This window comes from Agrobacterium sp. 22-3639C2, from assembly GCF_053522105.1.
The window spans coordinates 626,847-651,965 of sequence record NZ_JBNWDB010000001.1 but is presented as its reverse complement, the minus strand read 5'-3'; the positions used below and the strand labels follow the sequence as shown (position 1 = coordinate 651,965).

Sequence of the window (25,119 nt, the reverse complement as noted above, 5' to 3'; positions counted from 1 at the left end):
TGTGATTGGGGCTAGGTTTTTACGCCTTCATCTTCGCCATACTGGCCGTTAAGGCGGCAAAATAAAACCGCCCGGAGCGTCCAGGCGGTTGCGGAGAATCATATTCTGAAAGACGGCTAAGTCTGATGGTTGCGGTCAGAACGCGCGGTTGCGTCTTACCGAGGCCTTGAATTCCTCGTCTTCCCGTCGCATCTCGGCGACGGCGGAGATCATTGACGTCACGAACATAATGCTGATCAGGGCAAGAAGCAGAGTCAGGAATGTGAACATGATATCATCTCCGTTGGTAGCGAGGAAATCCTAGTTCCTCATCAGTAATAGGTCATGGACTGGTAGCGGGCGGTCATCTGTGGATAGTCCGGTCCCTGGGCGGCAGGCTTCTGATCATAAAGGCTAAACGTTGTTGCTACCATTGCGATGACCAGTACTGTCCAGGCGGTGCTGATGACGCTGATTTTTGCCGAAGTAGACTGTTTTTCTCTTACAAACATCTGTCTGTTCCTTTGGTTTGATATTAACGCGCCACGTCCAATCATGTTCCGCGTCAACCTTAAAAATCGATTAGCATCGCGCCTGTGAAACTTCCTTGAATGGCTTGTTCATCTGGCGTTCAGGAAACCGGCGACTGGCCTCATTCGAGGAAAAGATACTCGGCTGCGAATGATGCGATGACCGAAAAGACGATCATAAAGGCCAGCATTTTCATTTCTCCGGGGGCTTAACGAGGTGAGGGGCATTTCGGTTTCCCGATGCCGTGTATTTATATAAATGAGCCCTGAAACCGCACTGAACGGCGCATTCATCCGTTGTTCAGACCGCACCGGGAGGGCGTCCGGGTTGTAAAAGTCTTGCGCCGCGCCCATCTCCGTGACAAAAGGCGGCACATAACGCCCACCACTTGAGAGCGATATGACGATTGCCTTTTATCCAGGATCCTTCGATCCGATGACCAACGGACATCTGGATGTGCTTATCCAGGCGCTGAACGTGGCGTCCAAAGTCATCGTCGCCGTCGGCATCCATCCCGGAAAAGCACCGCTGTTCAGCTTCGAGGAGCGGGCGACGCTGATAAGCCGGGCGCTTTCTGAAAGCCTGCCCGGTGAGGCGGCGCGCGTTGAGGTCGTTTCCTTCGACAATCTGGTCGTCGATGCAGCCCGTCAACATGGCGCGCGCCTTCTTCTGCGCGGCCTGCGTGACGGCACCGATCTCGATTATGAAATGCAGATGGCCGGCATGAACCGCCAGATGGCACCTGATATACAGACCGTGTTCCTGCCGGCGGGTACGTCGTCGCGACCCATTACAGCCACATTGGTCCGGCAGATCGCCGCCATGGGCGGCAATGTGGATGCCTTCGTTCCCAAAGCCGTGCTTGAAGCCCTCAACGCCAAGCTGAAGCGCTGACTTCAGCCTCAGATTCCGGAGCCAATCCAATGAAACTCGTTCGATTTGCCTTTGCCGGCGCCCTGTTTGCGGGCGCGCTTGCCGCCAGCACCTTCGCTTCGGCTGCCGAATTCCTGACCGTCCAGCTGAAGGACGGCCCCGTCGTCATCGAACTGATGCCGGAAGTCGCGCCCAAGCACGTGGCGCAGATTGAAGCGCTGGCGAAAAAGGGCGCCTATGACAACGTGGCCTTCCACCGCGTCATTGACGGTTTCATGGCGCAGACCGGCGACGTGCAGTACGGCAACATGGAGAAGGGCTTCAACGCCCAGCGTGCCGGCACCGGCGGCTCTGACATGGCCGACATTCCGGCTGAGTTCTCCAAGACACCGTTCACGCGCGGCGTTGTCGGCATGGCCCGTTCCAGCGATCCGAATTCCGCCAATTCGCAGTTCTTCATCATGTTTGCCGACGGTCCGTTCCTGAACGGCCAGTACACCGTGGTCGGCAAGGTCGTGTCCGGCATGGAAGCCGTGGACAAGATCAAGCGTGGCGCCGGCGGCAACGGCGAAGTTTCCAACCCCGACCGGATGATCAAGGTCACCGTCGGCAAGAAGTAAGGTAGGGCAATAGAGCCCGAACAGAGGAGAATAATCATGGCCGAGATCAAGGATCCGGAAAACACCATCATCATGGAAACGACGACCGGCAAGGTCGTGATCCAGCTGCTTCCGGAAGTTGCTCCGGGCCACGTTGCCCGTATCAAGGAACTGGTATCGGAAGGCGCTTACGACGGCGTCGTGTTCCACCGCGTCATCGAAGACTTCATGGCCCAGACGGGCGATGTGAAGTTCGGCAAGAAGGGTTCGGAAAGCTTCAACCCGGCCCGCGCCGGCATGGGCGGCTCCGAGAAGCCTGACCTCAAGGCTGAATTCTCGGCTATTTCCCACGTACGCGGCACCTGCTCGATGGCCCGTTCGCAGAGCCCGAACTCCGCCAACTCGCAGTTCTTCATCTGCTTCACCGATTCGCCGTGGCTGAACAAGCAGTACACCGTATGGGGCCAGGTCATCGAAGGCATGGAAGCCATCGACAAGGTCAAGCGCGGCGAGCCTGTGAAGGACCCCGATTCGATCGTTTCGATGAAGCTTGCATCGGCGGCCTGATAATAGCGTATAAAGTGTTTACCCGCTCCGCAGGAAACTGCGGGGCGTTTCACATTGATGATGGCGTCAACCTCCCAGACCTCATCCTCGCGACAAGCCCGAGGATGAGATCGAGTGTAGTCGGAAGCCTTGTCATCACCCACCACCCGCCCCATGCCATGCAGGGCGGGTTTTGATATTTCGAGAGCCCTTGCAATGCGCGTAGACCTGTTCGATTTCGATCTCCCCGAGGACAATATCGCCCTTCGCCCGGCGAACCCGCGCGATAGTGCGCGTCTTCTCGTGGTCGATCCGAATGCGAACCACATGGAAGACCGCATCGTATCCGACCTGACTTCCTTCCTGAAGCCCGGCGACGCGCTGTTATTCAACGACACCCGCGTTATTCCAGCCCAGCTTGAAGGCGTGCGGCTGCGCGAAGGTGCGCCTGAAACGGCAGTTTCAGCCACGCTGCACATGCGCGCCGACCAGTCGCGCTGGAAGGCTTTCGCGCGGCCGGGCAAGCGCATCAAGCAGGGTGACCGCATTCGTTTCGGTTATGAGCGCGACAATGCCTGCGGCCTTGCCCATCTGGAGGCCACCGTCGAAGAAAAGGGTGAGGAGGGCGAGATCACGCTGCTTTTTGACGTTTCCGGACCTGTTCTGGACGAGGCGATCGCCTCCGTCGGCCATATTCCTTTGCCGCCCTATATCGCCGCGAAGCGCCCGGAAGATGCGCAGGACCAGACCGATTACCAGACAATTTATGCCCGCGAGAAGGGCGCCGTTGCCGCACCCACTGCCGGCCTGCATTTCACGCCCGATCTGTTTGCGGCGCTGGACGAAGCCGGCATCGAGCGACATTTCGTGACACTTCACGTTGGGGCAGGCACCTTCCTTCCAGTTAAGGCCGACGATACCGACGATCACAAGATGCATTTCGAGATCGGCCATGTTTCGCAAGAGACTGCAGCAAAGCTCAATGCCGTCAAGGCGCGCGGCGGACGGATCGTTTCTGTCGGCACCACTTCGCTGCGGCTTATCGAAAGCGCCACTGATGAGAATGGCGTTATTCAGCCATGGTCGGGCGCGACGGGCATCTTCATCACGCCCGGATACCGTTTCCGCGCGGTCGATATTCTGATGACCAATTTCCACCTGCCGAAATCGACGCTGTTCATGCTCGTTTCGGCTTTTTGCGGTCTCGAGACGATGCGTGCCGCTTATGCGCATGCCATCGAAACCGGATACCGTTTTTATTCCTATGGCGATTCAAGCCTGTTGTTCCGGAAGAACTGATGCACGACAAATTCACCTTTACCCTGAAAGCCACGAGCGGCGGCGCCCGCCTTGGCGAAGTCGCCATGCCGCGCGGTGTCATCCGCACACCTGCCTTCATGCCTGTTGGCACTGTCGGTACTGTCAAGGCCATGTATCTCGACCAGGTGCGCGAGCTCGGGGCCGATATCATTCTCGGCAACACCTATCACCTGATGCTGCGGCCCGGCCCGGAGCGCGTGGCAAGGCTTGGCGGGTTGCATGAGCTTATCCGCTGGCCGCATCCGATCCTCACCGACAGCGGTGGCTTCCAGGTCATGTCGCTTTCAGGCCTGCGCAAGCTGGACGAGAAGGGTGTGACCTTCAAGAGCCATGTGGACGGTTCGCTGCACCATATGTCGCCGGAACGCTCGATCGAAATTCAGGGCATGCTTGATTCGGACATCCAGATGCAGCTCGATGAATGCATCGCGCTGCCGGCCGAGCGCAAGGAAATCGAGCGCGCCATGGAAATGTCGCTGCGCTGGGCGGAGCGTTGCCGCGTCGCCTTCGGTGAACAGCCCGGCAAGGCCTTGTTCGGCATTGTGCAGGGCGGCGACCAGCCGGATCTGCGCATTCGCTCCGCCGAAGGGCTGAAGCAGCTTGATCTCAAGGGTTACGCTGTCGGCGGCCTTGCCGTCGGTGAGCCGCAGGATGTGATGTTGGGCATGCTCGACATCACGCTGCCGGTGCTGCCCACCGAAAGGCCGCGTTACCTGATGGGCGTCGGTACGCCTGACGATATTCTGAAATCGGTGGCGCGCGGCATCGACATGTTCGACTGCGTGATGCCGACCCGTTCCGGTCGTCACGGGCTTGCCTTCACCCGTCGCGGCAGGGTCAATATCCGCAATGCCCGCCATGCGGAGGATATGCGGCCGCTCGATGAGCAGTCAAACTGCCCGGCCTCGCGTGATTACTCCCGCGCCTATCTGCATCATCTTACGCGCTCCAACGAGGCGCTGGGCGGTATGCTGCTCTCCTGGCACAATCTTGCCTATTATCAGGAGCTGATGCAGGGTATCCGCAAGTCGATCGAGGAAGGCCGTTTCGCCGATTTTTATGCGGAAACCATAGAGATGTGGGCGCGGGGCGACATAGACCCGATCTGATTTTTCCCGACCCTTTCTCCTGTTCGGACGCTTTCCTTGGCACATGCGCCTTACGTTCTTTTCCGGGATGACACGACCGGCACGGTGACAGCCTTCACCGAGCCGGAGGAGATCATCGTCGCGGATGAGCCAGAGGCGTTTTTCGCGGCGCTGAAACGCATGGAGCAGCTGCGCCGCGCCGGGAAATACCTTGCCGGCTATATGTCCTACGAGGCGGGTTTCCTGTTCGAGCCGAAACTTGCGGACTTTGCTGCCGAGCCTCGCAACGTGCCGTTCCTTCGCTTCGGCGTCTTTTCCGGCCCACAACCGGATGAGGGGCGATTTGCGCGGCCCGAAAGTCTGCCGGATGCCGATGCGTTCCTGGCCGATCCCGCGCCCGCATGGAGCCTTGAAGACTATTGCCAGCGCTTCGAGCGGCTGCACGGGCATCTGCGTCGCGGCGACTGTTATCAGGGTAATCTGACGATGCCCGTTCATGCTCGCTGGAGCGGCGATCCGCTCACGGCTTTCTGGTCATTGGTTGAGCGCCAGCCGGTTAAATATGGCGCGCTGGTCGATCTCGGTGGACCGGTGATCCTGTCGCGCTCACCGGAACTGTTTTTCTCAGTTGACGGGGAAGGTTTCATCGAAACCCATCCGATGAAGGGAACGACGCCGCGCGGTGCGAATGCGCAAGAGGACCGGGCGATCATCGCGGCGATGCTTGAGGATGAAAAGACGCTTGCCGAAAACCGCATGATCGTCGATCTCCTGCGCAACGATATTTCCCGCATCACCGAGGTCGGCAGCCTCCATGTGCCGCGACTGTTCGATATCGAGACCTATCCCACCGTGCACCAGATGGTCAGCCATGTGCGCGCGAAGCTTTTGCCTGATGTGACGGTGGAGGATATTTTCGCGGCGCTTTTTCCCTGCGGTTCGGTGACCGGCGCGCCGAAATTGTGGGCGATGAAGATCCTGCGCGAACTGGAACAGATGCCGCGCGACGCCTATTGCGGTGCTATCGGTTTCATGTCTCCGAATGGAGAAATGCGTTTTTCGGTGGCGATCCGCACGCTGACCCTGTTCGATGGCGGCCGCGCGATCTTCAATGTCGGCGGCGGCATCGTTTTCGATTCGGATGCCGAGGCGGAATATGATGAGTGTCTGCTGAAATCCAAGTTTGCGGTTGGGGACAGGCTGTTACGGGGGTGATCTCCTTTCCTGTGACAAGCACAGGAATGAGGGAGGTTGGAGGAAGCTCCAATGTCAGCAGGCGGATATGCGTCCGTAAGAAAACCGGCTACGGTTTTCGCTGCCAAACGTCCTCAGCGCCCTATCACCTTAAACGCACCATTCTCCACCAGCACTTCCTTCGCCACCGGATGGCTGAGAAAACCCGAAGGGCTGGCGGTGACGCCATAGGCGCCCGATTGCAGGATTGCCAGGAGATCACCAGCCTTCAGCTTCGGCAGGGCCGCATTGCGGGCCAGCGTGTCGAGTGGTGTGCAGAGCGGGCCGACGATGGTTGCCGTTTCCTCATTGTCTGCCTGCATCATGGCCGGTGCGACGATGGGGTAGTTGCGCTTGACGATCTGGCCGAGATTGCCGGAGGCTGCCAGATGGTGATGCATGCCACCATCCGTTACCACGAAGGTGGTGCCGCGCGAGGTCTTTACCGAATTGACTTCCGCCACATAGATGCCGCCGGGACCGGCGAGGAAGCGGCCGGGTTCGACGATGATGTGAGCATTCGCAATCAGCGGATGCGCATGCATCAAGGCCTTGAGATCGGGAATGGCGGCACTGACCGCTGCAAGATCGAGCGGCGTTTCCCCGGCGAAATAGGGGATGCCGAGGCCGCCGCCGAGATCGATGGTTTCAAGTGGCCTGCCGAGCATTTCGGCCATGCGTGCGGCAAGCAAAATGGAGTGTCTCCATTGGGAGACAAGCATGTCGGCATCGAGGATTTGCGTGCCGCCGTAAATATGGACACCGACGAGATTGATATGCCTGATGTCCCTGAACAGCGGCAGGACGTTTTCGAGTTCTTCCTCGTCGAAACCGAAGGCGGTGGCCTTGCCACCCATGCGCATGGCGCCTGCCTGCGCATCCGGCACCGGATTGATGCGGATCGAAGCCTTGACCGGTTTGCCGATGGCTTCGATACGGGCAATTTCCTCGGCGCTCTCGATATGGATTTCGCCGATACCGCCCTCGATCACCTCAAGCAATTCGGCCTGACGCTTGCCGGGGCCGGCGAAGATGATCTTTTCCGGCGGTATGCCCGCCTTGATGGCGGCGCGATATTCACCGACAGAGGCGATTTCCGCGCCAGCGCCTTCTTCGCGGAAAAGCGAGATGATGGCGGGCAGGGGATTGGCTTTCACCGAATAAAAGATATTGGCAAAACCACTGAGCGCGGTTGCGAGATCGCGATAGGCGCGGCGCATGGCGCTCGCGTCATAGAGGAAGCACGGCGTTCCGGTCTCAGCGACGATATCGCGCACGGCAAGGCCGCCGATGACGAGATCGTTTTCGTCGACTGCGAATTGCGCGGCGGCAAGGGCAGGGCCGTGGCTTTGGGGTTTATCCGTGGGCGCCATTGTCCGTCCGTTCGCGCACCAGCGCGCGGTAATCCACCTTGCCATTGGCCGTCACCGGAAGCCGGTCGACCAGTTCGATGGCGCGCGGAATCATGAAGGGGGCAAGCATTTCGGCGGCTTTTTTGAGAGCTGCGGAAACATCGATATTTTCGTTGGCGGCGGTTGCCACGGCATGCACCTTCTCGCCTGCAAAGGGGTCCGGCAGGCCGATGACGGCGACCTGCTGGAAAAGGCCAGTCGACATCAGGCTTTCCTCCACCTCGGTCGGGCTGATGCGATAGCCTGACGATTTGATCATCGCATCGTTGCGGGCAACGAAACTGAAAAAGCCGTCCTCGTCTTCCACCGCCAGATCGCCGGAATAACACACGGTCTCGCCGCCGCGTGCAGCCGGAATGAAAGGGTGAGGGCGCAGCACCTTGGCGGTATCTTCCGGCCGGTTCCAGTAACCCAGCGACACGGTCGGGCCGCGATGGACGAGAATGCCGGGCTCACCCGGTTTTGCCCTCTGTCCCTCGGCGGTGACGATGAAGATTTCACATTCCGGGATTGCCTTGCCGATGGAAGTCGGGCGGCGGTCGATTTCATCAGGCGGCAGGAAGGTGGAGCGGAAGGCCTCGGTCAGGCCATACATCAGATAGATTTTCGTTCCCGGCAGCTTTTCGCGCAACGCCCTCACGGTTTCCTGCGGCACGCGTCCGCCGGAGTTGGTGATGTATCGCAACTGCGGCAGCGGCGTTTTCGCCAGCAACGGCGCGGCCCTCGTCAGGATCGCCCAGACAGTTGGTACGCCGGCAAGCCCGGTGATGGCATGGTCGCGCAAGTCCCTGACAATGTCGTCGCCGAGCCTGAAGGTGGAGATAACAGTGGTCGCACCCTGTTCAACCGCCGTCAGCAACTGGTTCAGGCCGTAATCGAAACTGAAGGGCAAAATGGAGAGAAGGCGGTCTTTTCCGGTGATCTCCAGATAGGTGCGCACGATGCGCGCTCCGGCCAGAAGATTACGGTGCGACAGCATCACGCCCTTGGGCGAGCCGGTGGAGCCGGATGTGTAGAGGATTGCTGCAAGGTCCTCGCCAATTGATGGGGAGACTTTGGCAGGCACGGGCGGGCGGCGGTCGATTTGTTCCGCCAGCAGTACAGTGACCTCGGGCAGGTCTTCCACAGCCGCGTTCAGCTCATCCATCATCGTAGCACTGCTGATAACGATTTTTGCGCCGCAATCCGCGACGATATGGCGGATTTGCTGCGCCTTCAAAAGCGCGTTGACCGGCACGAAGACGCAGGAAGCCATGCTCACGCCGAAGATCGACCAGCATTCCTCGATGCCGCGCGGCAGGAAGATGACGACACGGTCGCCGCGCTCCGTTCCGGCCTCCTGCAATGCCGCCGCACAACGTGCGGCCGCTTCGGAAAATTCGCGATAGCTCAGTGATTTTTCTTTGTAGACAAGCGCCTCATCGCCGCTTTCCGCCCGCGCGGTGAGCAGGTGGTGCAGCAGGATGTGGGTTGTCATCTGCGCCGTTCCTGCGTGACGAAGGCAATCAGATCGGCCGGCGTGCTGAGATTTTCCGGGGTGAAATGTTCATCATTGAGAACGATGCCGAAACCTTCGCCGAGAAAGATCATCAGTTCGAGAAAACCGAGCGAATCGATCACGCCGCCTTCGAGCAATTGCGTATCTGCGGAAAACGGTGCATGAGCCGGGAAACGCTGCGAGAGGTAGGAATAGATGGTCTCGGAGACATCGACTTCCCTGGGTTTCGCTGAAAGCATGCTTATTCTCCGCTCGTTCGCGCAGTCGGGACTAGTCTCGGCCGAAGCGCATTTTCTTCTTTTCAGGCAAGGTTTAAGCGCGCGTCTTTTAAGAGCGTCCCAATACCCAGGGTGGCAATAACACCAATTCTGAATATGTTTCGTTAATAAACCGTGGGTTCCATGCTCCCTTTACTTGTATTGGCGAGGATTTGAGTATGGCAAATCCGCCGGCGTCTCGCTTCTCATCGGAAGCTGCCATGGTCAATGCAAGCCGGCCTTTGCCAAGAAGATGGCGGGCAATTGCCGAAATGTGCCTCTGGGCGACTTGCCTGTCCTCGCAATAGATGAGGCGGGCGGAGGGCAGCCTTTTGGTTATGGTTTTTAAAAACACCAGCGGATAATGGCTTCCATCCGCCTCCATGACTGCCACGATGCAGCCGAAACGCGCATGATCTTCCAGCATGTCGCGCGTGGCGGCAGACAGCGTGCCCTGCGGCACTTCGGCAAGCGGGCGCAGCCGCGCCCTGGCCGGGCCGAATGCCTTTAAAGGCAGGGGATAAAAAAGCGTGCAATTCGTTATCGTTGTGAACCCCAGTCTCTCGTTCAGCTTGCAGGCTTCTGGAGACGGGGTGAGATCGGTGAAGATGTCTTCTTCGGAGGATGTCGCCATTTGCAGCATACGCGGTGCAAACCAGCGGCTGGAAGGTTCGACATACCAGCTGGACAGGTTGACGACTGTCCTGCCGGTCTCGGCCAAGCGGCTTCGGATCGTCAGAAGAACGCCAACGGCATCGTCGCCCTTCATCAGCAATTGCCCGATGGTGCCGAGATCCTGCCGCTGATGATGGTCGCTTATAAGGGACACGCCGAGCGCCCAGAAAGCCTCGCTCTTTTCCGGAAAACCTTTCGTCAGAAGTGCAACGGCAGCGACGCGGTTTCCGTTGTCGATCGGTACGGTTCTCAGAGGTCGCTCCCGCTATCTCGCGTCGTTTCGGGCAGGGAGGGATTTTTCAACTCCACCGCGCAATATCGGCATACGACGATAGATTTACCGTCCCGTTAATCGGCACGGCTGTAAGCGGAAAGGTCGGTCAATTCATATGGCAGACGCGCGGTGCGCGCCTGCCATTTTGTCAGCCGATCAATAGATTACGACGCCGCGGATGCTCTCGCCCTTGTGCATCAGGTCAAAGCCCTTGTTGATGTCTTCGAGCGGCATCGTGTGGGTGATCATCGGATCGATCTGGATCTTGCCTTCCATGTACCAGTCGACGATCTTCGGCACGTCGGTGCGGCCACGCGCGCCGCCGAAGGCCGTGCCCATCCAGTTGCGGCCGGTGACCAGCTGGAACGGACGCGTGGAGATTTCCTGGCCCGCACCGGCAACGCCGATGATGACAGACTTGCCCCAGCCGCGATGCGAAGATTCCAGCGCCTGGCGCATGACCTTGGTATTGCCCGTGCAGTCGAACGTATAATCCGCGCCGCCGATCAGGTCGCCATTGCGCTTCGTCATGTTGACGAGATAGGGCACGATGTCGTCGCCCACTTCCTTCGGGTTGACGAAGTGGGTCATGCCGAACTTCTCGCCCCAGGCCTTGCGGTCATTGTTGATATCGACACCGATGATCATGTCAGCGCCGGCAAGACGCAGGCCTTGCAGAACGTTGAGACCAATGCCGCCGAGACCGAAGACGATTGCCGTCGAGCCGATCTCCACCTTGGCGGTGTTGATGACGGCGCCGATGCCGGTCGTCACGCCACAGCCGATGTAGCAGACCTTGTCGAAGGGCGCATCGGGATTGATCTTGGCAAGAGCGATCTCGGGCAGGACGGTGAAGTTCGAGAAGGTCGAGCAGCCCATATAGTGGTGGATTTTGTCCTTGCCGATCGAGAAGCGCGAGGTGCCGTCAGGCATCACGCCCTGGCCCTGGGTGGCGCGGATGGAGGTGCAGAGATTGGTCTTGCGCGATGTGCAGGAATAGCACTCGCGGCATTCCGGCGTGTAGAGCGGGATGACATGATCGCCCTTCTTGACCGAGGTGACGCCGGGACCGACATCAACGACGATGCCTGCACCCTCATGGCCAAGGATGGCCGGAAACAGACCTTCGGGATCGGCACCGGAGAGGGTGAAATCATCGGTGTGGCAGATACCTGTCGCCTTGACCTCGACCAGCACTTCGCCAGCGCGGGGACCTTCGAGTTGAACGGTCATGACCTCAAGCGGTTTTCCTGCCTGAATGGCAACTGCGGCGCGAACGTCCATATTCTATCTCCTGGCATGGTCTCGTGATTGGATAGGGCTGTTTTGCCCGAGCTTGGCGGCAGGGGCAAGGTACAAATCCGTCTTGCCGTATTCAAAAGACGGCAATGCCCGTCACACCTGTGAGGAATTTGCGCACCGTCGCGGGCCTGCCATCAGGGCAATGTTTCGCGTTGTCTTTATATGGTTTACTTCAGCTATTCTAAATTATGAATACGTGATTTAAGTGTATGTTTTTACATATATTTTTCGGAATAAAGGTGACTATTAATTTACAAATTTGGTGTTTATACCACACTATAGAATTTCGAATGGAGCATAACCCGCAGTCGGCGCTGTATTTCGGCGGCTGTTATTAGTTTTTGCATCTTTTGCTTGCAAGTGGCTCGGCTCATTTGCCGCGTGCCGCCATGATCGCGGTGCATCAGCCTTTGCTGAGTTTGTTTGCTGCCGCCCCAATATTCCCTCCGGCTGTGGCGTTGTGTCTGTCCGGAGGCGTGGAGGGAAACTGGGTGATTTATTTTAAGGCGGGTGATAGCCAATTTCATGAAGCGGCATTTTCAAATGTTGAATTTTAAGACAAAACTGGACGGTCTGGCGGAGATTTTCGGGGCGTTTTTGCACGACCGGAGGGCCAGTTTCGCCATTATGACGGCGTTGCTGTTGCCGGTTTTCCTGCTTTTTTTCGGGTTTCTTTTCGAAGGCGGCCGGGCGTTGGCCTATTATAGCCAGTCGAAGCGGGTGGTTGCACAGGCCTGTGAGCGTTCGACAAAACCGACGCGCACGAACGTACCCCTGGATGAGGTGCGCCGTAAAAACGTGCTCGACACGTTCGACGCACTGATCCGTTCCACCAAACAGAATGTGGTCAGTCGCGATGTTAAAATCGACTGGCTGACGACGGATATAGACGCAAAGTTCAGCTACAAAACCGTGTTCAGTGGCATGTTCGGGGTGAAAAAACTGGACTATCAGCTGTCGTATCGTTGTGGCGGTATACCGCCTTATCCACATGACGGTGAGGTCGTTGTCAACAACACCTTCGAAAAGACGCTGAACGGCACGGAACGTATGCTGAAAAACGGCAGAACCGCCAAAACACCCAACGGTTGCTGGGGTGTTTATACCTATGCCGAACTGGGATGGGATGGCGGTACGGGGCCGGGCATAGAACTTCAGGATTGGAGCAATGCGGATTGCCGGAAGAACCATGGCTGGCAGGGCTACGGGGATCAGGAAAAGGAGAAAGAGACAAGCGCCGGGATGACATGCACCCCAAAGTCACAGGCTACTCTTCCCAAAGAAAACAACGATTCGAAAAACGGCAGCAAGGCGCAAACGGATGGCAAGGACGCCTTGAATTCCGAGCAGGAGCAGCAGTGTACTACAGAAGAGAAGAACAACACGCCCTCGATGCGCAACGGCCAAAATGAGCGAATACCGCCAACCCGCTACGCTGTCGAACTTGACAGTCACTGGGAAGGGCAAAAAAGACGCGACGCCAACAGTTCGATCTTCAAATATGTGGAAATGCATCCCGGCAAATACGAAATCTCGGTCTGGTACAACGGGCGAAACCAAAATTACGAAGGCTCGAACGACATCGATATTTCGCTGCAGGTGTTGCGGCCCCAAATGGGTGTAGAGAAAAAAATTATCCAGATGAGCCAGAAGGCGAATGAAATTCGATGGGAGCGCCGAAGCTACGAGGTCACTGTCGATACTTATTCGCTGTACAAGCTGTCGATCGCCGCCGCTGGAACGAGCGACAGTCTGGGTGGCATCATAACGGCATTCGAGGTCACTTATCTTGACTCGTTTTAAGATATCGCATTGTGACTTCCCCAGTCTCATCCGGTCGCTTGCCACGGATATCCGTGCGGCTACCGCCGTAGAGTTCGGTTTGCTTTTGCCGGTCTATCTCCTGCTGATCTTCGGTATCATCGAAGTTAGTCTCGTGCTTTTCTTCAGCCTCAATATGTCGACGGCGGCCACTGCCGGGACTGAATATCTGCGCAAGGCGGCGGCTGGCCGAACGTCCGTTACCGCGGCGGAGTTCAGGCAGGTTATTGCCTCGAATTTCCTGCTCGCGACAACTGAAGATGACCTGAAAATATCGCTCATTGCCATTGCTGATGCCAACCTTGCTACTACACCGGTGACATTTCCGGTCGAGAACAAATTCGAGGCGCCAAGCAAGGCCGCCGGGCAATATCTTCTGGCGCTGGGGTATGACTGGAAATTCATTCTTCCCACCACCCATCTGCTCGTTCCCAGTTCCGGGGGCAAGCCGCAATTGCAAAATCTCTCTCTGGCGATCACCGCAGTTCGGGTGACGGAATGATTGGTAAGAGATTGAAATATCTATCCATCTCGCTGATAAGTTCGCGCTCTGGCGTTGCCGCGTTGGAATTAGCGCTATTGATGCCTTTGCTCATTCTAGTACTGGCGATGGTGATCGAAATCGGGCGTGGCTGGATGAGCTATGACCGTTTCGTAACAGTAGTGGACAATACGGCCCGTTGGTCGGCCCGATTCCCGGAATTTGAGGAGCGCGTCAGGACTGGCGTCAAATCCTTTGTCATGGCTGCCGGGCGCCCGCTCGAATCTGAAAAGCTTGATCTGACGCTCAGAAGCGCCAAGCTTGTGGGTGGGGTCGCCGTGACCGAGTTCGCCCCATACAATTTTTTTGGCAACGCCGAAAACGTGAAGTGGGACAAGATATTGACGCAAGGAAACTTCAAGACCGAAGAAGCGGTAATCGTAATTTCGGGGCGTTACAAATACCGCCCGCTCATTTCTTTGCTGGGCAATACGGATATCGAGTTCGAATACGTGACGGCGGTAAACCCGTATTTCTCCCGACACTACAAATATCAGAAGGAAAAGTCGGACTGGCTTTTCTGGAATGTTCGCTGACGGCATTGGTCAGGGGCTTCACCCTAGCCAATGCCGTGGCGTTTCAGCGATAATGATCGGTGACGGTTTCTAGGATGACCTCGCCCCCGTTCAACCACGTCGCACAATCCCTCAACGCCCGCGCTGCAACGAGCTGGCGTTTCATGATTGTCTTGTCCTTGCCGCGAAAACGTTTCACGCCTTCCGGCTTGACGATGGAGCCTGGCTCCAGTTCCGGGAAGAGGCCGAAATTGATGTTCATCGGCTGGAAGGAACGTTTGCCCGGCTCATCATTCGAGGAAAGATGCCCGCCGGTGATGTGGTTGAGAAGTGAGCCGAGGGCTGTCGTTGCGGGCGGCAGGCTCGGGGTCTCGCCTTTCCGTTCGGCGGCAGCGAAACGGCCGGCCAGAAGTCCGACGGAGGCGCTTTCCACATACCCTTCGCAGCCGGTGATCTGGCCTGCAAAACGCAGGTCAGGCCGGGATTTCAGCTTCAGCGATGGATCGAGCAGGATGGGGGAATCGATATAGGTGTTGCGGTGCAGGCCGCCCAAACGGGCGAATTCCGCATTTTCGAGACCCGGGATCATGCGAAATACATCCGCCTGCGCGCCGTATTTCAGTTTGGTCTGGAAACCCACCATGTTGTAAAGCGTGCCGAGCGCATTGTCCTGGCGAAGCTGGACCACGGCATAGGCCTTGACGGTGGGGTTGTGGGCGTTGGTCAGGCCCATCGGTTTCATAGGGCCGTGGCGCAGCGTCTGGCGGCCGCGTTCAGCCATGATCTCGATTGGCAGGCAGCCGTCGAAATAGGGTGTGCCTTCCCATTCCTTGAAACCCACCGTGTCGCCGGCGATCAGCGCGTCGATGAAGGCGTTGTATTGCTCCTCGTTCATCGGGCAGTTGATGTAGTCCTTGCCCGTGCCGCCGGGGCCAACCTTGTCGTAACGCGACTGGTACCAGCAGATATCCATGTTGATGCTGTCGCGGTGCACAATGGGGGCAATGGCGTCAAAGAATGCCAGGGCATCCTCACCCGTCTCGGCCTGAACCGCCGCCGCCAGATCCGGCGAGGTGAGCGGGCCGGTGGCGATGATGCTGCTGCCCCATTCCTTCGGCGGCAGGCCGGAAACCTCTTCGCGCAGGATCGTCACCAGTGGGTGACTTTCGAGCCGGTCTGTTACGGCCTGAGAAAATCCGTCGCGATCGACGGCAAGCGCGCCGCCGGCAGGTACCTGATGCCTGTCGGCGCAGGCCATGATCAACGAGCCGGCAAGCCGCATTTCCGCGTGGATGACGCCCACTGCATTGGCGGTCGCATCGTCGGAGCGGAAGGAGTTGGAACAGACCAGTTCCGCCAGAGTATCGCCCTTGTGCGCTTCCGTGCCGCGCACGCCGCGCATTTCGTGCAGGATGACTGGAACGCCGCTTTCACCGATCTGCCAGGCGGCTTCCGAACCGGCCAGTCCGCCGCCCACGACGTGAATGGGAGAATAGGTCTTGTCTTGCATGCTGGCGCCCATAGGCCGCGTGGGGGCAAAAGCTCCCCTCCGGCGGCTGTCTTTCGAGTGATTGTTCCGCGCGGGTCCCGAAGGACGCGTTTTTCAGGGCGATGCACTACCATGCATGGCTGCGACAGCCAAATGTTTTTGCGGGTGGCACGATTGGGGCGGAGGGAATGTGGTCTCTATGCTTGTAAGCCAAAAATCTCCGGCGAATACCGCCAGAATCAAAAACGGCGCCAGAGGCGCCGCTTTCTTTTACCTGTCGCTCAATCGTCGCGCCCTGGAGGTCGGGCAGCGGGACGATCTTTTACGCCTTAGCGGAACGAACGGGAAGCTACGTTACGGATGTCGTAACGTGTCAGGCCGATGTCGCTCAGGGCCTGGTTGGACAGGCTGCCAAGTTCGTTGATCGTGCGACGGTAGGAGATCCAGTTCTTTGCGATGCGGATAGGGTTCATGATCGTTTCCTCAATCTTTCTTTGATTTCGTCGGCCGGCTCAGTGTTTCTGTGCTCTCGGCTGTTGAGGTTTTATATATAGACATTGAGCCATGTTGTGCAGTGCAGAATTTAGGCGACTGCCATGCATTTGTGCACTATGTCGGCTAAATTTGCGGCTTTGACTACCGTATGAGCAAAATATGAGCGGAAATGCCTGTCTTTCGGGCGGTTTTGAAGGGGTTTGCGGCCATTGGCGGTGATAGACCGGCTTTTTGCTCCCCTCAGCGGTGCTTGAAGGGCGTTCGGGCTCTCCAGATATGCCGGATGCAGCCGCCTAATCGATGCATTTTTCATCTGTTTGTCACGCGCACATGCCGGTGGGGCGGCGCGGCTCGATCCCGAGAGGGTGCCAGAACGAAAAAAAGGCCGGAGGTGGGAGCCTCTGGCCTTTTGGGAGGGGCGTCTCGCATCCGCCGCTTCAAGCGGCGAAGCGTATTAGATGCCGACGGCGGTGCGTGCGACGCGACGGATGTCCTGACGGCCAATGCCGAGGTCATTCAGTTCGCGGTCGGTCATGCGGCCTAGTTCGGTTACGGTCTGACGATACTTGCGCCAGTTGGTGAGCGAGCGTGTAATGTTCATTGTCATCTTCCTCTTCGTGCTGTCCAGCGTTTCCGGCCCGTCTTGGGAGGATTAGGCTCGGGGCTGAACTCGATCTCTGTATGACCATGAATATAATCGGTTTAATAAAAACAAAAACAGACAAAGCAAGATGCCACCTATGCATGGAACGCAAAGCAAGCCGGTAAACGACCCCAATTGCGGCGGCTACTGCATAATTTGTGACCAATTTGTGTGCTTTTAGTGAACTTGGCGGCATCTGTCGCTGCCAAGCCGTGCGGTCCGGCTGAATACCAGGGGTCGGGCAGGGCAGAGGCAAGGGTGGAGATGCAAAGGTCGTTCGTATAAGGGATTCGGCTGGAGGCGCGCGTTCTCGTAAAATGACGGGCGGCATGTCCTATATATAATGTCATGTAGCCGCATAAATGTTGCGCGTTTTTCCTGTCGGAACATGTGAAGCCGGACGGGAAAGAGGGAGACGGCGCGCGCAGTTTTGCGGCCCCTCGTGTCATCGTCTGCGGGCGCGCCGTTCCCTTTCATGCGGGCACGAAACGGCAAGAATGTACCGGCCGGCTTTTGCGGCTGGGGCGGGGACCCAAGAAAAGTCCGGGCGAAACGGGACGCGGCGATAAGGCGTGCTTGACCCTTCCAGAACATTGTGACATACCGCCGCCCAACGTGCGGGTATGGCGGAATTGGTAGACGCATTGGTTTTAGGTACCAACGCTTCGGCGTGGGAGTTCGAGTCTCTCTACCCGCACCACAAGTAAAGCATGGCTGTGCCACGCTTGTGCCAGAGTGCATCCTTAGTGATGCAGGGAGCTTTGGGGTTCATCATCCCCTTCGCGCCCTTGTCTCCGGCGCGAGCGCAATTTTGTCCGGCAGGCGCTTGTGTAAAGAAATAATGGAAGCCACGGCCGGGGAACGACGTTTCCGGCGCAGTGCTCGAAAGTAAACCAACGGCTGTCTGAGCACCGCCGCCATGATGTGAAGGTTTGAGAAAATGCAGGTTATCGAAACGCTGGCTGAAGGCCTGAAGCGCGAACTCAAGGTCGTTATCCCGGCTGCCGACATGAAGGCCCGTCTGGACGAGCGCCTGGTTGACGCCAAGGACAAGGTTCGCATCAACGGTTTCCGTCCCGGCAAGGTGCCGATGGGCCATCTGAAGAAGATGTATGGCAAGTCCATCATGGCCGACCTCGTCAACGAGCTGGTTCGTGAAAAGCCTTCCGAAATCCTTTCCAGCCGCGGTGAGAAGTCTGCAACGCAGCCGGCCATCTCCATGACCGAAGACGAGCAGGAAGCCGAAAAGATCCTTTCGGCTGAAACCGATTTCGAATTCACCGTTGCCTACGAAATCATTCCGGCCATCGAACTGAAGGCCAATGACGGCATCAAGGTTACCCGCGAAGTTGTTGAAGTCTCCGAAGACGAAATCAACGAGCAGATCCTCAAGATCGCTGAGAGCGCCCGTACCTTTGAAGCCAAAAAGGGCAAGGCCGCCGAAGGCGACCGCGTCACCATGAACTATCTCGGCAAGGTTGATGGCGAAGCCTTCGATGGCGGCGCTGCTGAAGACGCTGAACTGGTTCTCGGTTCTGGCCGCTTTATCCCCGGCTTCGAAGACCAGCTCGTTGGCGTCAAGGCCGGCGACGAAAAGACCATCACCGTGACTTTCCCGGCTGACTACCCGGCTGCGAACCTTGCAGGCAAGGAAGCCAACTTCGACATCACCGTCAAGGAAGTTGCTGCTGCCGCTGCTGTTGAAATCAACGACGAACTGGCGGAAAAGCTCGGTCTCGAATCGGCTGAAAAGCTGAAGGAAATCGTTCGCGGCCAGATCGAAAGCCAGTACGGCAACGTAACCCGCCAGAAGGTCAAGCGTCAGATTCTCGACCAGCTCGACGAAATGTACAAGTTCGACACGCCGGCTGGCCTCGTCGATGCCGAATTCGACAACATCTGGCGCCAGATCAACACCGATCTTGCCCAGTCCGGCAAGACATTTGCTGACGAAGACACCACGGAAGAAGAAGCCCGCGAAGAATATCGCAAGCTCGCTGAACGCCGCGTTCGTCTCGGCCTCGTTCTCTCCGAAATCGGCGAAAAGGCTGGCGTAGAAGTGACCGAAGAAGAAATGCAGCGCGCGCTGTTCCAGCAGCTGCAGCAGTTCCCCGGCCAGCAGAAAGAAATCCTCGATTTCTTCCGCAACACCCCCGGCGCTTCCGCTTCGCTGCGCGCTCCGATCTTCGAAGAAAAGGTCATCGACAAGCTGCTCACGGAAATCTCGGTAACGGACAAGACCGTTTCCAAGGAAGAGCTTCTGGCTGACGACGGCGAAGAAGCAACGGAAACCAAGAAGAAGGCGCCTGCCAAGAAAAAGGCTGCTGCCAAGGCTGACGACGCCGCTGAAGGCGAAGAAGCCGCTCCGAAGAAGAAGGCTCCGGCCAAGAAGAAGGCCACTGAGGCCGACGCCGAATAATCTTGGCGGGCGAAAGCTGAATGAATGGAAGGGCCGTGGCGAAAGCTGCGGCCTTTTTTGTTTCGTCTGGCGATGCGGTCCATCCGCCTTGGGCGGTGGCCAGCGGACCCAAACCGCGCCGCTGACCGATCTCGCCTGTTAAAATTGCTCCCGGCTATCGCTTCTGGGATCATTATTCACCTGATGAGGCGCATATAGATCGCTGCGGGCTTTTCGCCGCCATGGTCGTGCGGGATTTTCACGATCGATAGCAATGTCTGCTATTGCGATAGCCGGTAAACCGTTCATCGGGCATTGCGCCACCCAACGGCCATCCGGTGCGGCGATTCCCGAGGGAGCAGCTGTACTCTGAGCCGCCAAGGTGGAATAGCTGGCCCAATAGGTGTTGCTCACCGCATGCCCCAATATTTCGGCTGCAAATGCCGGGGCATTGGACGGGCCATCACCTGCGGTGGAAAACAGCACGCAATCGACGTTCAGCTTCTCGTATTCCATGAATATTTCTGGGTAGTGCGCCTCCATGCCGAGCGCGCAACCAAAACGGAAGCCATCGATTTCAAACGTCACCGGTACAGTTCCCGGCGAGTACATGAACGAGATTTTGGTGTTCGACAGCAGGCGCTCATCGTAGCGAGTTATAAGCTTCCCGCGATCGGAGATGACGTACAGGCTGTTATACGGTCGATGTGGCGGAGTAAGCTGATGGACGGAACCGAGAATCGTCCAAAGCTTCAGCCTTCGCGCCAGTTTTCTGGTCGCTTCCAGTTCTCTGCGCAGAGTTTCCCATTCAAAGCGCGTCCAGTCGGAAGGCCCGATTTCTCTCGGCCCAGTTTCGGACATGATGCGTTTATTGGGCCAGCACGTTGCCCCTTCCGGAAAATGGATGAGACGGGCGCCGGCCTTATGGGCATCGCACATGAGGCGACGCATTTCTTGCCCGGCTGCTTTCAGTGCCGAAACCATACGAGGGTCGTCGACCAGCGACGTTTGCGCGACAGCCATTCGTAAAGAAGGGCTAACTGGCATGTCGGGAGTTCGGCGGATATGCTTGAGCGCCGCCGTATAGGACTCGCCGGTTTTCGCTGCACGAGCTCTTACGCGGCGTTTGAAATTATTATTTTGCGTCATGATCAGGCCTTTCACGTCCCGGACGCGATTCCCCAGCAACCCGCCCGAAACGATCGGACCAAGACAGTAGCCTGAGACAACGACAGTCCCTTTGCCTCCGTTCAAGACCATGCTGGGGAAGGTCTGGGAGGTTAGGCGCAGGCTTCGCCTTTTTGTCACTATCAGTGGGAAAACGTTGAGTCGTCAAGCTACCGCAATTCCGCATTACATGAACCGGAGAATTCGACACTCCGACATCTTCACGTCTTTCTCGACTATTATCTTCAGAAGGCATGACAGGGCTTTGGGCAGTCGCGGCGATGGGCAGAAGAAATTATTTGATTGAGGGTATCTCCGGGGCTGGTAAAACCTCGGTTGCAACGGAACTTCAGCAACGCGGCCTTCATGTGATTCACGGCGACCGTGAACTGGCTTACAAAGGCGACCCCGAAACGGGCGAACCCATGGATGTCGCGCTGTTTCAGGGCGACGACACAAAAATCGCCTTCCGTCACCGACATCACATCTGGAATGTCGAAAAAGTTCGGCAGCTTGTGGCTGATCAAGAGCACGCCGTCACCTTCTTCTGTGGCGGATCGAGAAATTTTCGACGCTTTATAGATCTGTTCGATGAGGTCTTCGTTCTGGATGTCGACGCAGCGACCTTACAAAGACGGCTGGCTGCCAGGCCGGAGGATGAGTTCGGTGGCAATCTGGCCGAAAGACAATTTGTCCTGCAACTCCACGCAACGAATGAAGACCTTCCAGTCGGTGCATCTGCCATTGATTCATCGAGGTCTTTGGGAGTGGTGGTGGATGATATTCTGGCTCGTTGCAATGTTCCGAAGGCAGGAAATTAACACGCTGCGGTTCCCGTCACCTTCGTTTTGATCACAATGCGGTGCAGCATGATTTTTTGCTGCATCTGCTCTTGTTCATCTCCCGTTCATCTGGCACCCTGCGCAGCATGATTTGCCTTGGCTGCCGGTGCAGCCGTCAAGGAAACATGGCCGCCAACGCGCGGCTGTCATCGCTGCCAAAACCTTTGGCCTTAAGCTTTTACCGTGCCTGCCGGGTTCACCCGGTGCGCCCTTAATTTGCCAGGGGACAAGATATGTCGCCACGAACGGGCTTCGCCCTGTTGTTTTCTCTGTTCGCCGCGATTGGCACCAACGCCCGTGCCGATGAGCCGGAGTTGATCTGGAAGCCGGTCAAGAATTCCGATCGTTCCTATACGGCGCGTATCGGTGCGAAGCTGCCGGTCGAGACGCCGATCCGGGCGGGGCTGGAAATGGGCATGAATGCCTCCAGGACGGGGCAGGTGGTGGATACGCCAGTAAGGTTGTGGGGCAATGTCACGCTGCTGGCGGAGCAGCTGCCCGGCGTGTCGCTTGCCCGTGATGTCGGTGTCCTCTTCAACGCGTTGACGGGGTCGAGCAGCGTTTCCATGACGTCGCGACAGAAACGCATTGTTACGCCGGAACTGGATATCGAGGCCAACCGCAATTTCACGGTGCGTTATGACGGCACGGCGCAGCAATGGAACGGGCTGGACGTATCGCAGTCGCTGCGCCTTTCCCGCTCGGAAACCGGCACGGCTTTCGTGCTGACGGGGGCAAGCCGCAACAGCTTCAACGAGTTCAGCAGCGGCGTGGCCGTGGAGCAGAAGATCGGCGATCACCTGACAGTGCGCGGAACGCTCGATCAGGGATATGCGGATCATTTTCGGCCGGGTGTGAGTGCGCGGTATAGTATTCGGTGGTGAGGGGCGTCACCGGTTATCGTATGGATGAGCAGAAGGTGATAGACGTTCTTGCGCCGCATTCGGCGTCATCCTTGGGCTAGTCCCATGGATCTAATCACGTCGCATAAAATCGCGACGTTGCAGAGGCTCGGGACAGGCCCGAGCATGACGGAGGAGAGGTTTGCGCACATTGCAAACGATCTCCACCCGCAACAGCCAGCCTCAATCCTTCTTCAGCTCACCCATGCGGTTCCACGCGTCGAGACCGGCAATCTTGTAGGCCTCGGCAAGCGTGGGATAGTTGAAGGTGTTCTCGACAAAATATTCCACCGTACCCTTCAGGTTCAGCACCGCCTGGCCGATATGCACCAGTTCGGTGGCACCTTCGCCGACGATGTGGACGCCGAGCAGACGGCGGGTTTTCAGCGAGAAGATCATCTTCAGCAACCCGCTGTCGAGACCCATGATATGGCCGCGTGAGGTTTCGCGGAAATGGGCGATGCCGCATTCATAGGGAATGTGGCGTTCGGTGACTTCTTCTTCCGTCAGGCCGCAGGTGGAGATTTCCGGAACGGCATAGATGCCGTAAGGGAAGAACTGCGGCGGTTCACCGGCCGGTGCACCGACCGCGTGGCGGGCGGCGATACGGCCCTGTTCCATCGAGGTGGAGGCGAGGCTCGGAAAACCGATGATATCGCCGGCGGCGTAAATGTTCGGCACTGTTGTCTGGAAGGTCTCGGGATTGACCTTCAGGCGGCCGCGGCTGTCGGCTTCCAGCCCACAGGCGGAAAGATTGAGCGTATCGGTTGCGCCGACGCGTCCGGCGGCGAACAACACCGTCTCGGCTTTAAGGACGCGGCCGTTGCTGAGCGAAACGAGGCACTTGCCGCTGTCGTCGCGCTCCACCTTTTCCGCTTTCTGGCCGAAGATCAGCTTCATGTTACGGTCGCGCAACTGATAGGTGAAGTCCTCGACGATTTCCTTGTCGATGAATTCCAGCATGGTTTCGCGCGGTTCCACCACCGTTACCTGCGTGTCGAGCGCACTGAAGATCGTGGCATATTCGATGCCGATGACGCCCGCGCCGACAACGACCATGGAGCGCGGCAGTTCCTTGATCTCGAGTATCTCGTCCGAGTCGAGCACTGCTGCGCCGTCGAAGGGAATATGCGGTGGCCGGTAGGGCCGCGTGCCGATGGCGAGCAGAATGGAAGCGCCGGTGACGTTCATGACTTCACCGTCGTTCTTCACCACCTTCACCGTGTTGGCATCGACGAAGCTTGCCGTGCCGCGAATGTGCTGCACGCGGTTGCGGGCGAACTGGTGTTCCAGCACCTCGACCTCGTGGTCGAGCGTGATCAGCAGGCGGCGGCGCAGATCGTCCGCGTCGATCTCCTGCTTGACGCGGTAGGAGCGGCCGTAAAAACCGCGTTCGCGCCAGCCGGTGAGATTGAGCGCGGTTTCGCGCAATGTTTTGGAAGGGATGGTACCTGTGTGCACCGAAACGCCGCCGACGCGGCTGCCCTTCTCGATGACCAGAACCCTCTTTTCGAGCTTGGCGGCCTGGATGGCGGCGCGTCTTCCCGCCGGACCGCTGCCGATAACAATCAGATCGAACTGGTACATGAAAACCCCGGAACAGAATGTATTGCAATGACCGGATGTCGCATCCGGGATGGCGCTGCCGCGAAATGGTCGTGATGCCATTTTGACCAGGGGAAGTGATTCCCTTGTCAGCCTTGCACACGAGAGTGCAATGCAACAAACGCCTGCGTCAATCTGTAGCGCAATAATCTGACGGATTCGTAACCGTTTTGCCCGCTCGTCGTTTTGCGACGCAAAGATGCGCCTTTGCGCCCGGCACGGCCTTCGCCGTCGGGTTTTCGTAGTTTAAGACGGGTTGTGCCCGGTCACGCTCTGATTGGGGTTGGAGTGGACGGATGCTTGCGCGACCGGGCATTCCAGAAAGCCGTATTTCGCAAGAGGCAGTGCACGGCCTTTTGCGAAATGGTCCTGTCACCATGAACGTGCCACCGTTCCCACCACCAGGACCGTCCTTCGGTTTACGCCACGTCTGGCGTCTACCCGGCAGGACTGCATTCAAGATAACAGGGTAAGGCGGGGCGGGGAAAAGCGGGGATGGATTTTCGCGCGCCGGTTCTTTTTCGTCAGTCTTCTTTCCGGGTCACATGGCGGTGAAGGGCAGCGAGGTCCTGCCTGAGTGCTGCCAGTTCGGCCAGTACCTTCACGTCGATCTTTTCGTGCAGAGACAGCACCTCAAGCTCGGCTTTCAGGTTCACCTCATAATCCTTGGCGGCCTCGAAGCGGTCGCGGGCGGCCTGCCGGTTCTGCGACATCATGATGATCGGCGCCTGAATGGCCGCGAGCATCGATAGCAGAAGATTGAGGAAGATGAAGGGGTAGGGGTCGAAGGCCCGCGTCGTCAGCACGATGGTGTTGATGATTGCCCAGAACACCAGGAAAAAGCAGAAGCTGAGGATAAATCCCCAGGAGCCGCCAACCCTTGCAATGCTGTCGGCCAGCCTGTCGCCCAGGTTTGCCCCGGCGGAAAATTCCGCATTGGTGTCGGTCGAGACCAGCTTTTTCTGGTGCGACAGTTCCAGAATACGACGCTCGACCTCGCCGATTTCCCGGGAGGAGCGCTTGAAGTGCGAAACGATATAGTCGGAGATGTCTGACACGGTGCTTCTCGTGGTGCTGATGGTTCGGTAAGGCCCTGTCGAGATAAACCCGCATG

The 25,119-nt window shown here is 57.8% G+C and carries 25 protein-coding genes and 1 tRNA gene; 13 read left to right on the top strand and 13 right to left on the bottom strand.

Features of this window, described 5'->3' with window-relative positions; translation table 11 throughout:
* Positions 1–135: 135 nt before the first annotated feature.
* Together ACQZ6D_RS03205 and ACQZ6D_RS03200 are read right to left on the bottom strand one after the other, a co-directional pair.
* Positions 136–270: a hypothetical protein gene (locus ACQZ6D_RS03205; RefSeq protein ID WP_003515556.1), complete on the bottom strand. Its 135-nt coding sequence runs from the start codon at positions 268–270 to the stop codon at positions 136–138.
* A 41-nt stretch (positions 271–311) separates the two neighbouring features.
* Positions 312–491: a hypothetical protein gene (locus ACQZ6D_RS03200; protein ID WP_003515553.1), complete on the bottom strand. Its 180-nt coding sequence runs from the start codon at positions 489–491 to the stop codon at positions 312–314.
* Between the two features lie 418 nt (positions 492–909).
* Here ACQZ6D_RS03200 and coaD point away from each other — a divergent pair, with 418 nt between their 5' ends.
* From coaD to ACQZ6D_RS03170, 6 genes are all read left to right on the top strand, one after another.
* On the top strand, positions 910–1,404 hold the full coding sequence (gene coaD, locus ACQZ6D_RS03195; protein ID WP_003515552.1) for a pantetheine-phosphate adenylyltransferase: 495 nt from the start codon (positions 910–912) through the stop codon (positions 1,402–1,404).
* A 29-nt stretch (positions 1,405–1,433) separates the two neighbouring features.
* Complete coding sequence (locus tag ACQZ6D_RS03190; protein WP_019566173.1) at positions 1,434–2,003, top strand: peptidylprolyl isomerase; 570 nt, start codon at positions 1,434–1,436, stop codon at positions 2,001–2,003.
* 36 nt (positions 2,004–2,039) lie between these two features.
* Positions 2,040–2,549 (top strand): peptidylprolyl isomerase, encoded by a 510-nt coding sequence (locus tag ACQZ6D_RS03185; RefSeq protein ID WP_003515547.1) that lies wholly within the window; start codon positions 2,040–2,042, stop codon positions 2,547–2,549.
* A 195-nt stretch (positions 2,550–2,744) separates the two neighbouring features.
* Positions 2,745–3,827, top strand: a complete 1,083-nt coding sequence (queA, locus tag ACQZ6D_RS03180; protein WP_065702456.1) for a tRNA preQ1(34) S-adenosylmethionine ribosyltransferase-isomerase QueA — start codon at positions 2,745–2,747, stop codon at positions 3,825–3,827.
* On the top strand, positions 3,827–4,957 hold the full coding sequence (gene tgt / locus ACQZ6D_RS03175) for a tRNA guanosine(34) transglycosylase Tgt (protein ID WP_448729607.1): 1,131 nt from the start codon (positions 3,827–3,829) through the stop codon (positions 4,955–4,957). The genes queA and tgt overlap by 1 nt, the downstream gene beginning before the upstream one ends.
* Before the next feature lie 36 nt (positions 4,958–4,993).
* Positions 4,994–6,151 carry an aminodeoxychorismate synthase component I gene (locus ACQZ6D_RS03170; RefSeq protein ID WP_174047444.1) on the top strand — a complete coding sequence of 386 codons (1,158 nt, stop codon included), beginning with the start codon at positions 4,994–4,996 and terminating at the stop codon, positions 6,149–6,151.
* Positions 6,152–6,264: 113 nt separating this feature from the next.
* On the opposite strand, the gene ACQZ6D_RS03165 is transcribed toward ACQZ6D_RS03170, so the two are convergent.
* The 5 genes from ACQZ6D_RS03165 to ACQZ6D_RS03145 all read right to left on the bottom strand — a co-directional run bounded on the left by ACQZ6D_RS03165 (position 6,265) and on the right by ACQZ6D_RS03145 (position 11,569).
* Positions 6,265–7,542 (bottom strand): type III PLP-dependent enzyme, encoded by a 1,278-nt coding sequence (locus ACQZ6D_RS03165; protein WP_065659340.1) that lies wholly within the window; start codon positions 7,540–7,542, stop codon positions 6,265–6,267.
* Positions 7,526–9,058, bottom strand: a complete 1,533-nt coding sequence (locus ACQZ6D_RS03160; protein ID WP_065702459.1) for an AMP-binding protein — start codon at positions 9,056–9,058, stop codon at positions 7,526–7,528. Before ACQZ6D_RS03160 ends, ACQZ6D_RS03165 begins: the two co-directional genes overlap by 17 nt.
* A complete protein-coding gene (locus ACQZ6D_RS03155) occupies positions 9,055–9,318 on the bottom strand; it encodes an acyl carrier protein (protein WP_003515534.1) in 264 nt (87 codons plus the stop codon). Before ACQZ6D_RS03155 ends, ACQZ6D_RS03160 begins: the two co-directional genes overlap by 4 nt.
* Positions 9,319–9,406: 88 nt before the next feature.
* Positions 9,407–10,165 (bottom strand): hypothetical protein, encoded by a 759-nt coding sequence (locus ACQZ6D_RS03150; protein WP_065702460.1) that lies wholly within the window; start codon positions 10,163–10,165, stop codon positions 9,407–9,409.
* Positions 10,166–10,441: 276 nt separating this feature from the next.
* A complete protein-coding gene (locus ACQZ6D_RS03145) occupies positions 10,442–11,569 on the bottom strand; it encodes an S-(hydroxymethyl)glutathione dehydrogenase/class III alcohol dehydrogenase (RefSeq protein ID WP_065702461.1) in 1,128 nt (375 codons plus the stop codon).
* A gap of 543 nt (positions 11,570–12,112) precedes the next feature.
* Between ACQZ6D_RS03145 and ACQZ6D_RS03140 the strand changes: the two genes are divergently transcribed.
* From ACQZ6D_RS03140 to ACQZ6D_RS03130, 3 genes are read left to right on the top strand one after another with little or no spacing between them, the layout of a single operon-like run.
* Positions 12,113–13,390 (top strand): pilus assembly protein, encoded by a 1,278-nt coding sequence (locus ACQZ6D_RS03140; protein WP_448729606.1) that lies wholly within the window; start codon positions 12,113–12,115, stop codon positions 13,388–13,390.
* Positions 13,377–13,910: a TadE/TadG family type IV pilus assembly protein gene (locus ACQZ6D_RS03135; protein ID WP_111804527.1), complete on the top strand. Its 534-nt coding sequence runs from the start codon at positions 13,377–13,379 to the stop codon at positions 13,908–13,910. Before ACQZ6D_RS03140 ends, ACQZ6D_RS03135 begins: the two co-directional genes overlap by 14 nt.
* Entirely contained in the window at positions 13,907–14,485 is a 579-nt protein-coding gene (locus ACQZ6D_RS03130) for a TadE/TadG family type IV pilus assembly protein (protein ID WP_448729605.1), read from the top strand. The genes ACQZ6D_RS03135 and ACQZ6D_RS03130 overlap by 4 nt, the downstream gene beginning before the upstream one ends.
* Positions 14,486–14,528: 43 nt before the next feature.
* On the opposite strand, the gene trmFO is transcribed toward ACQZ6D_RS03130, so the two are convergent.
* From trmFO to ACQZ6D_RS03115, 3 genes are all read right to left on the bottom strand, one after another.
* Positions 14,529–15,986, bottom strand: coding sequence for a methylenetetrahydrofolate--tRNA-(uracil(54)-C(5))-methyltransferase (FADH(2)-oxidizing) TrmFO (gene trmFO / locus ACQZ6D_RS03125; protein WP_448729604.1), 1,458 nt, complete (start codon positions 15,984–15,986; stop codon positions 14,529–14,531).
* Positions 15,987–16,282: 296 nt separating this feature from the next.
* Positions 16,283–16,426, bottom strand: coding sequence for a DUF1127 domain-containing protein (locus tag ACQZ6D_RS03120; RefSeq protein ID WP_003515516.1), 144 nt, complete (start codon positions 16,424–16,426; stop codon positions 16,283–16,285).
* A gap of 476 nt (positions 16,427–16,902) precedes the next feature.
* On the bottom strand, positions 16,903–17,049 hold the full coding sequence (locus ACQZ6D_RS03115; protein WP_003502992.1) for a DUF1127 domain-containing protein: 147 nt from the start codon (positions 17,047–17,049) through the stop codon (positions 16,903–16,905).
* 659 nt (positions 17,050–17,708) lie between these two features.
* Between ACQZ6D_RS03115 and ACQZ6D_RS03110 the strand changes: the two genes are divergently transcribed.
* Together ACQZ6D_RS03110 and tig are read left to right on the top strand one after the other, a co-directional pair.
* Positions 17,709–17,791: transfer RNA gene (locus ACQZ6D_RS03110), tRNA-Leu, on the top strand.
* A gap of 240 nt (positions 17,792–18,031) precedes the next feature.
* On the top strand, positions 18,032–19,510 hold the full coding sequence (tig, locus tag ACQZ6D_RS03105) for a trigger factor (RefSeq protein WP_003515514.1): 1,479 nt from the start codon (positions 18,032–18,034) through the stop codon (positions 19,508–19,510).
* A 138-nt stretch (positions 19,511–19,648) separates the two neighbouring features.
* Here the strand turns inward: tig and ACQZ6D_RS03100 are convergent, their stop codons facing one another.
* Positions 19,649–20,638 (bottom strand): carbon-nitrogen hydrolase family protein, encoded by a 990-nt coding sequence (locus ACQZ6D_RS03100; protein WP_083211511.1) that lies wholly within the window; start codon positions 20,636–20,638, stop codon positions 19,649–19,651.
* 299 nt (positions 20,639–20,937) lie between these two features.
* Here ACQZ6D_RS03100 and ACQZ6D_RS03095 point away from each other — a divergent pair, with 299 nt between their 5' ends.
* Both ACQZ6D_RS03095 and ACQZ6D_RS03090 read left to right on the top strand, forming a co-directional pair.
* A complete protein-coding gene (locus tag ACQZ6D_RS03095; protein WP_065702546.1) occupies positions 20,938–21,477 on the top strand; it encodes an AAA family ATPase in 540 nt (179 codons plus the stop codon).
* Between the two features lie 254 nt (positions 21,478–21,731).
* Positions 21,732–22,382 (top strand): hypothetical protein, encoded by a 651-nt coding sequence (locus ACQZ6D_RS03090; RefSeq protein WP_013636246.1) that lies wholly within the window; start codon positions 21,732–21,734, stop codon positions 22,380–22,382.
* 201 nt (positions 22,383–22,583) lie between these two features.
* Here ACQZ6D_RS03090 and sthA read toward each other — a convergent pair whose 3' ends face one another.
* Entirely contained in the window at positions 22,584–23,987 is a 1,404-nt protein-coding gene (sthA, locus tag ACQZ6D_RS03085) for a Si-specific NAD(P)(+) transhydrogenase (protein WP_003515506.1), read from the bottom strand.
* A gap of 542 nt (positions 23,988–24,529) precedes the next feature.
* Entirely contained in the window at positions 24,530–25,063 is a 534-nt protein-coding gene (locus tag ACQZ6D_RS03080; protein ID WP_003515504.1) for a DUF1003 domain-containing protein, read from the bottom strand.
* Positions 25,064–25,119: the final 56 nt, after the last annotated feature.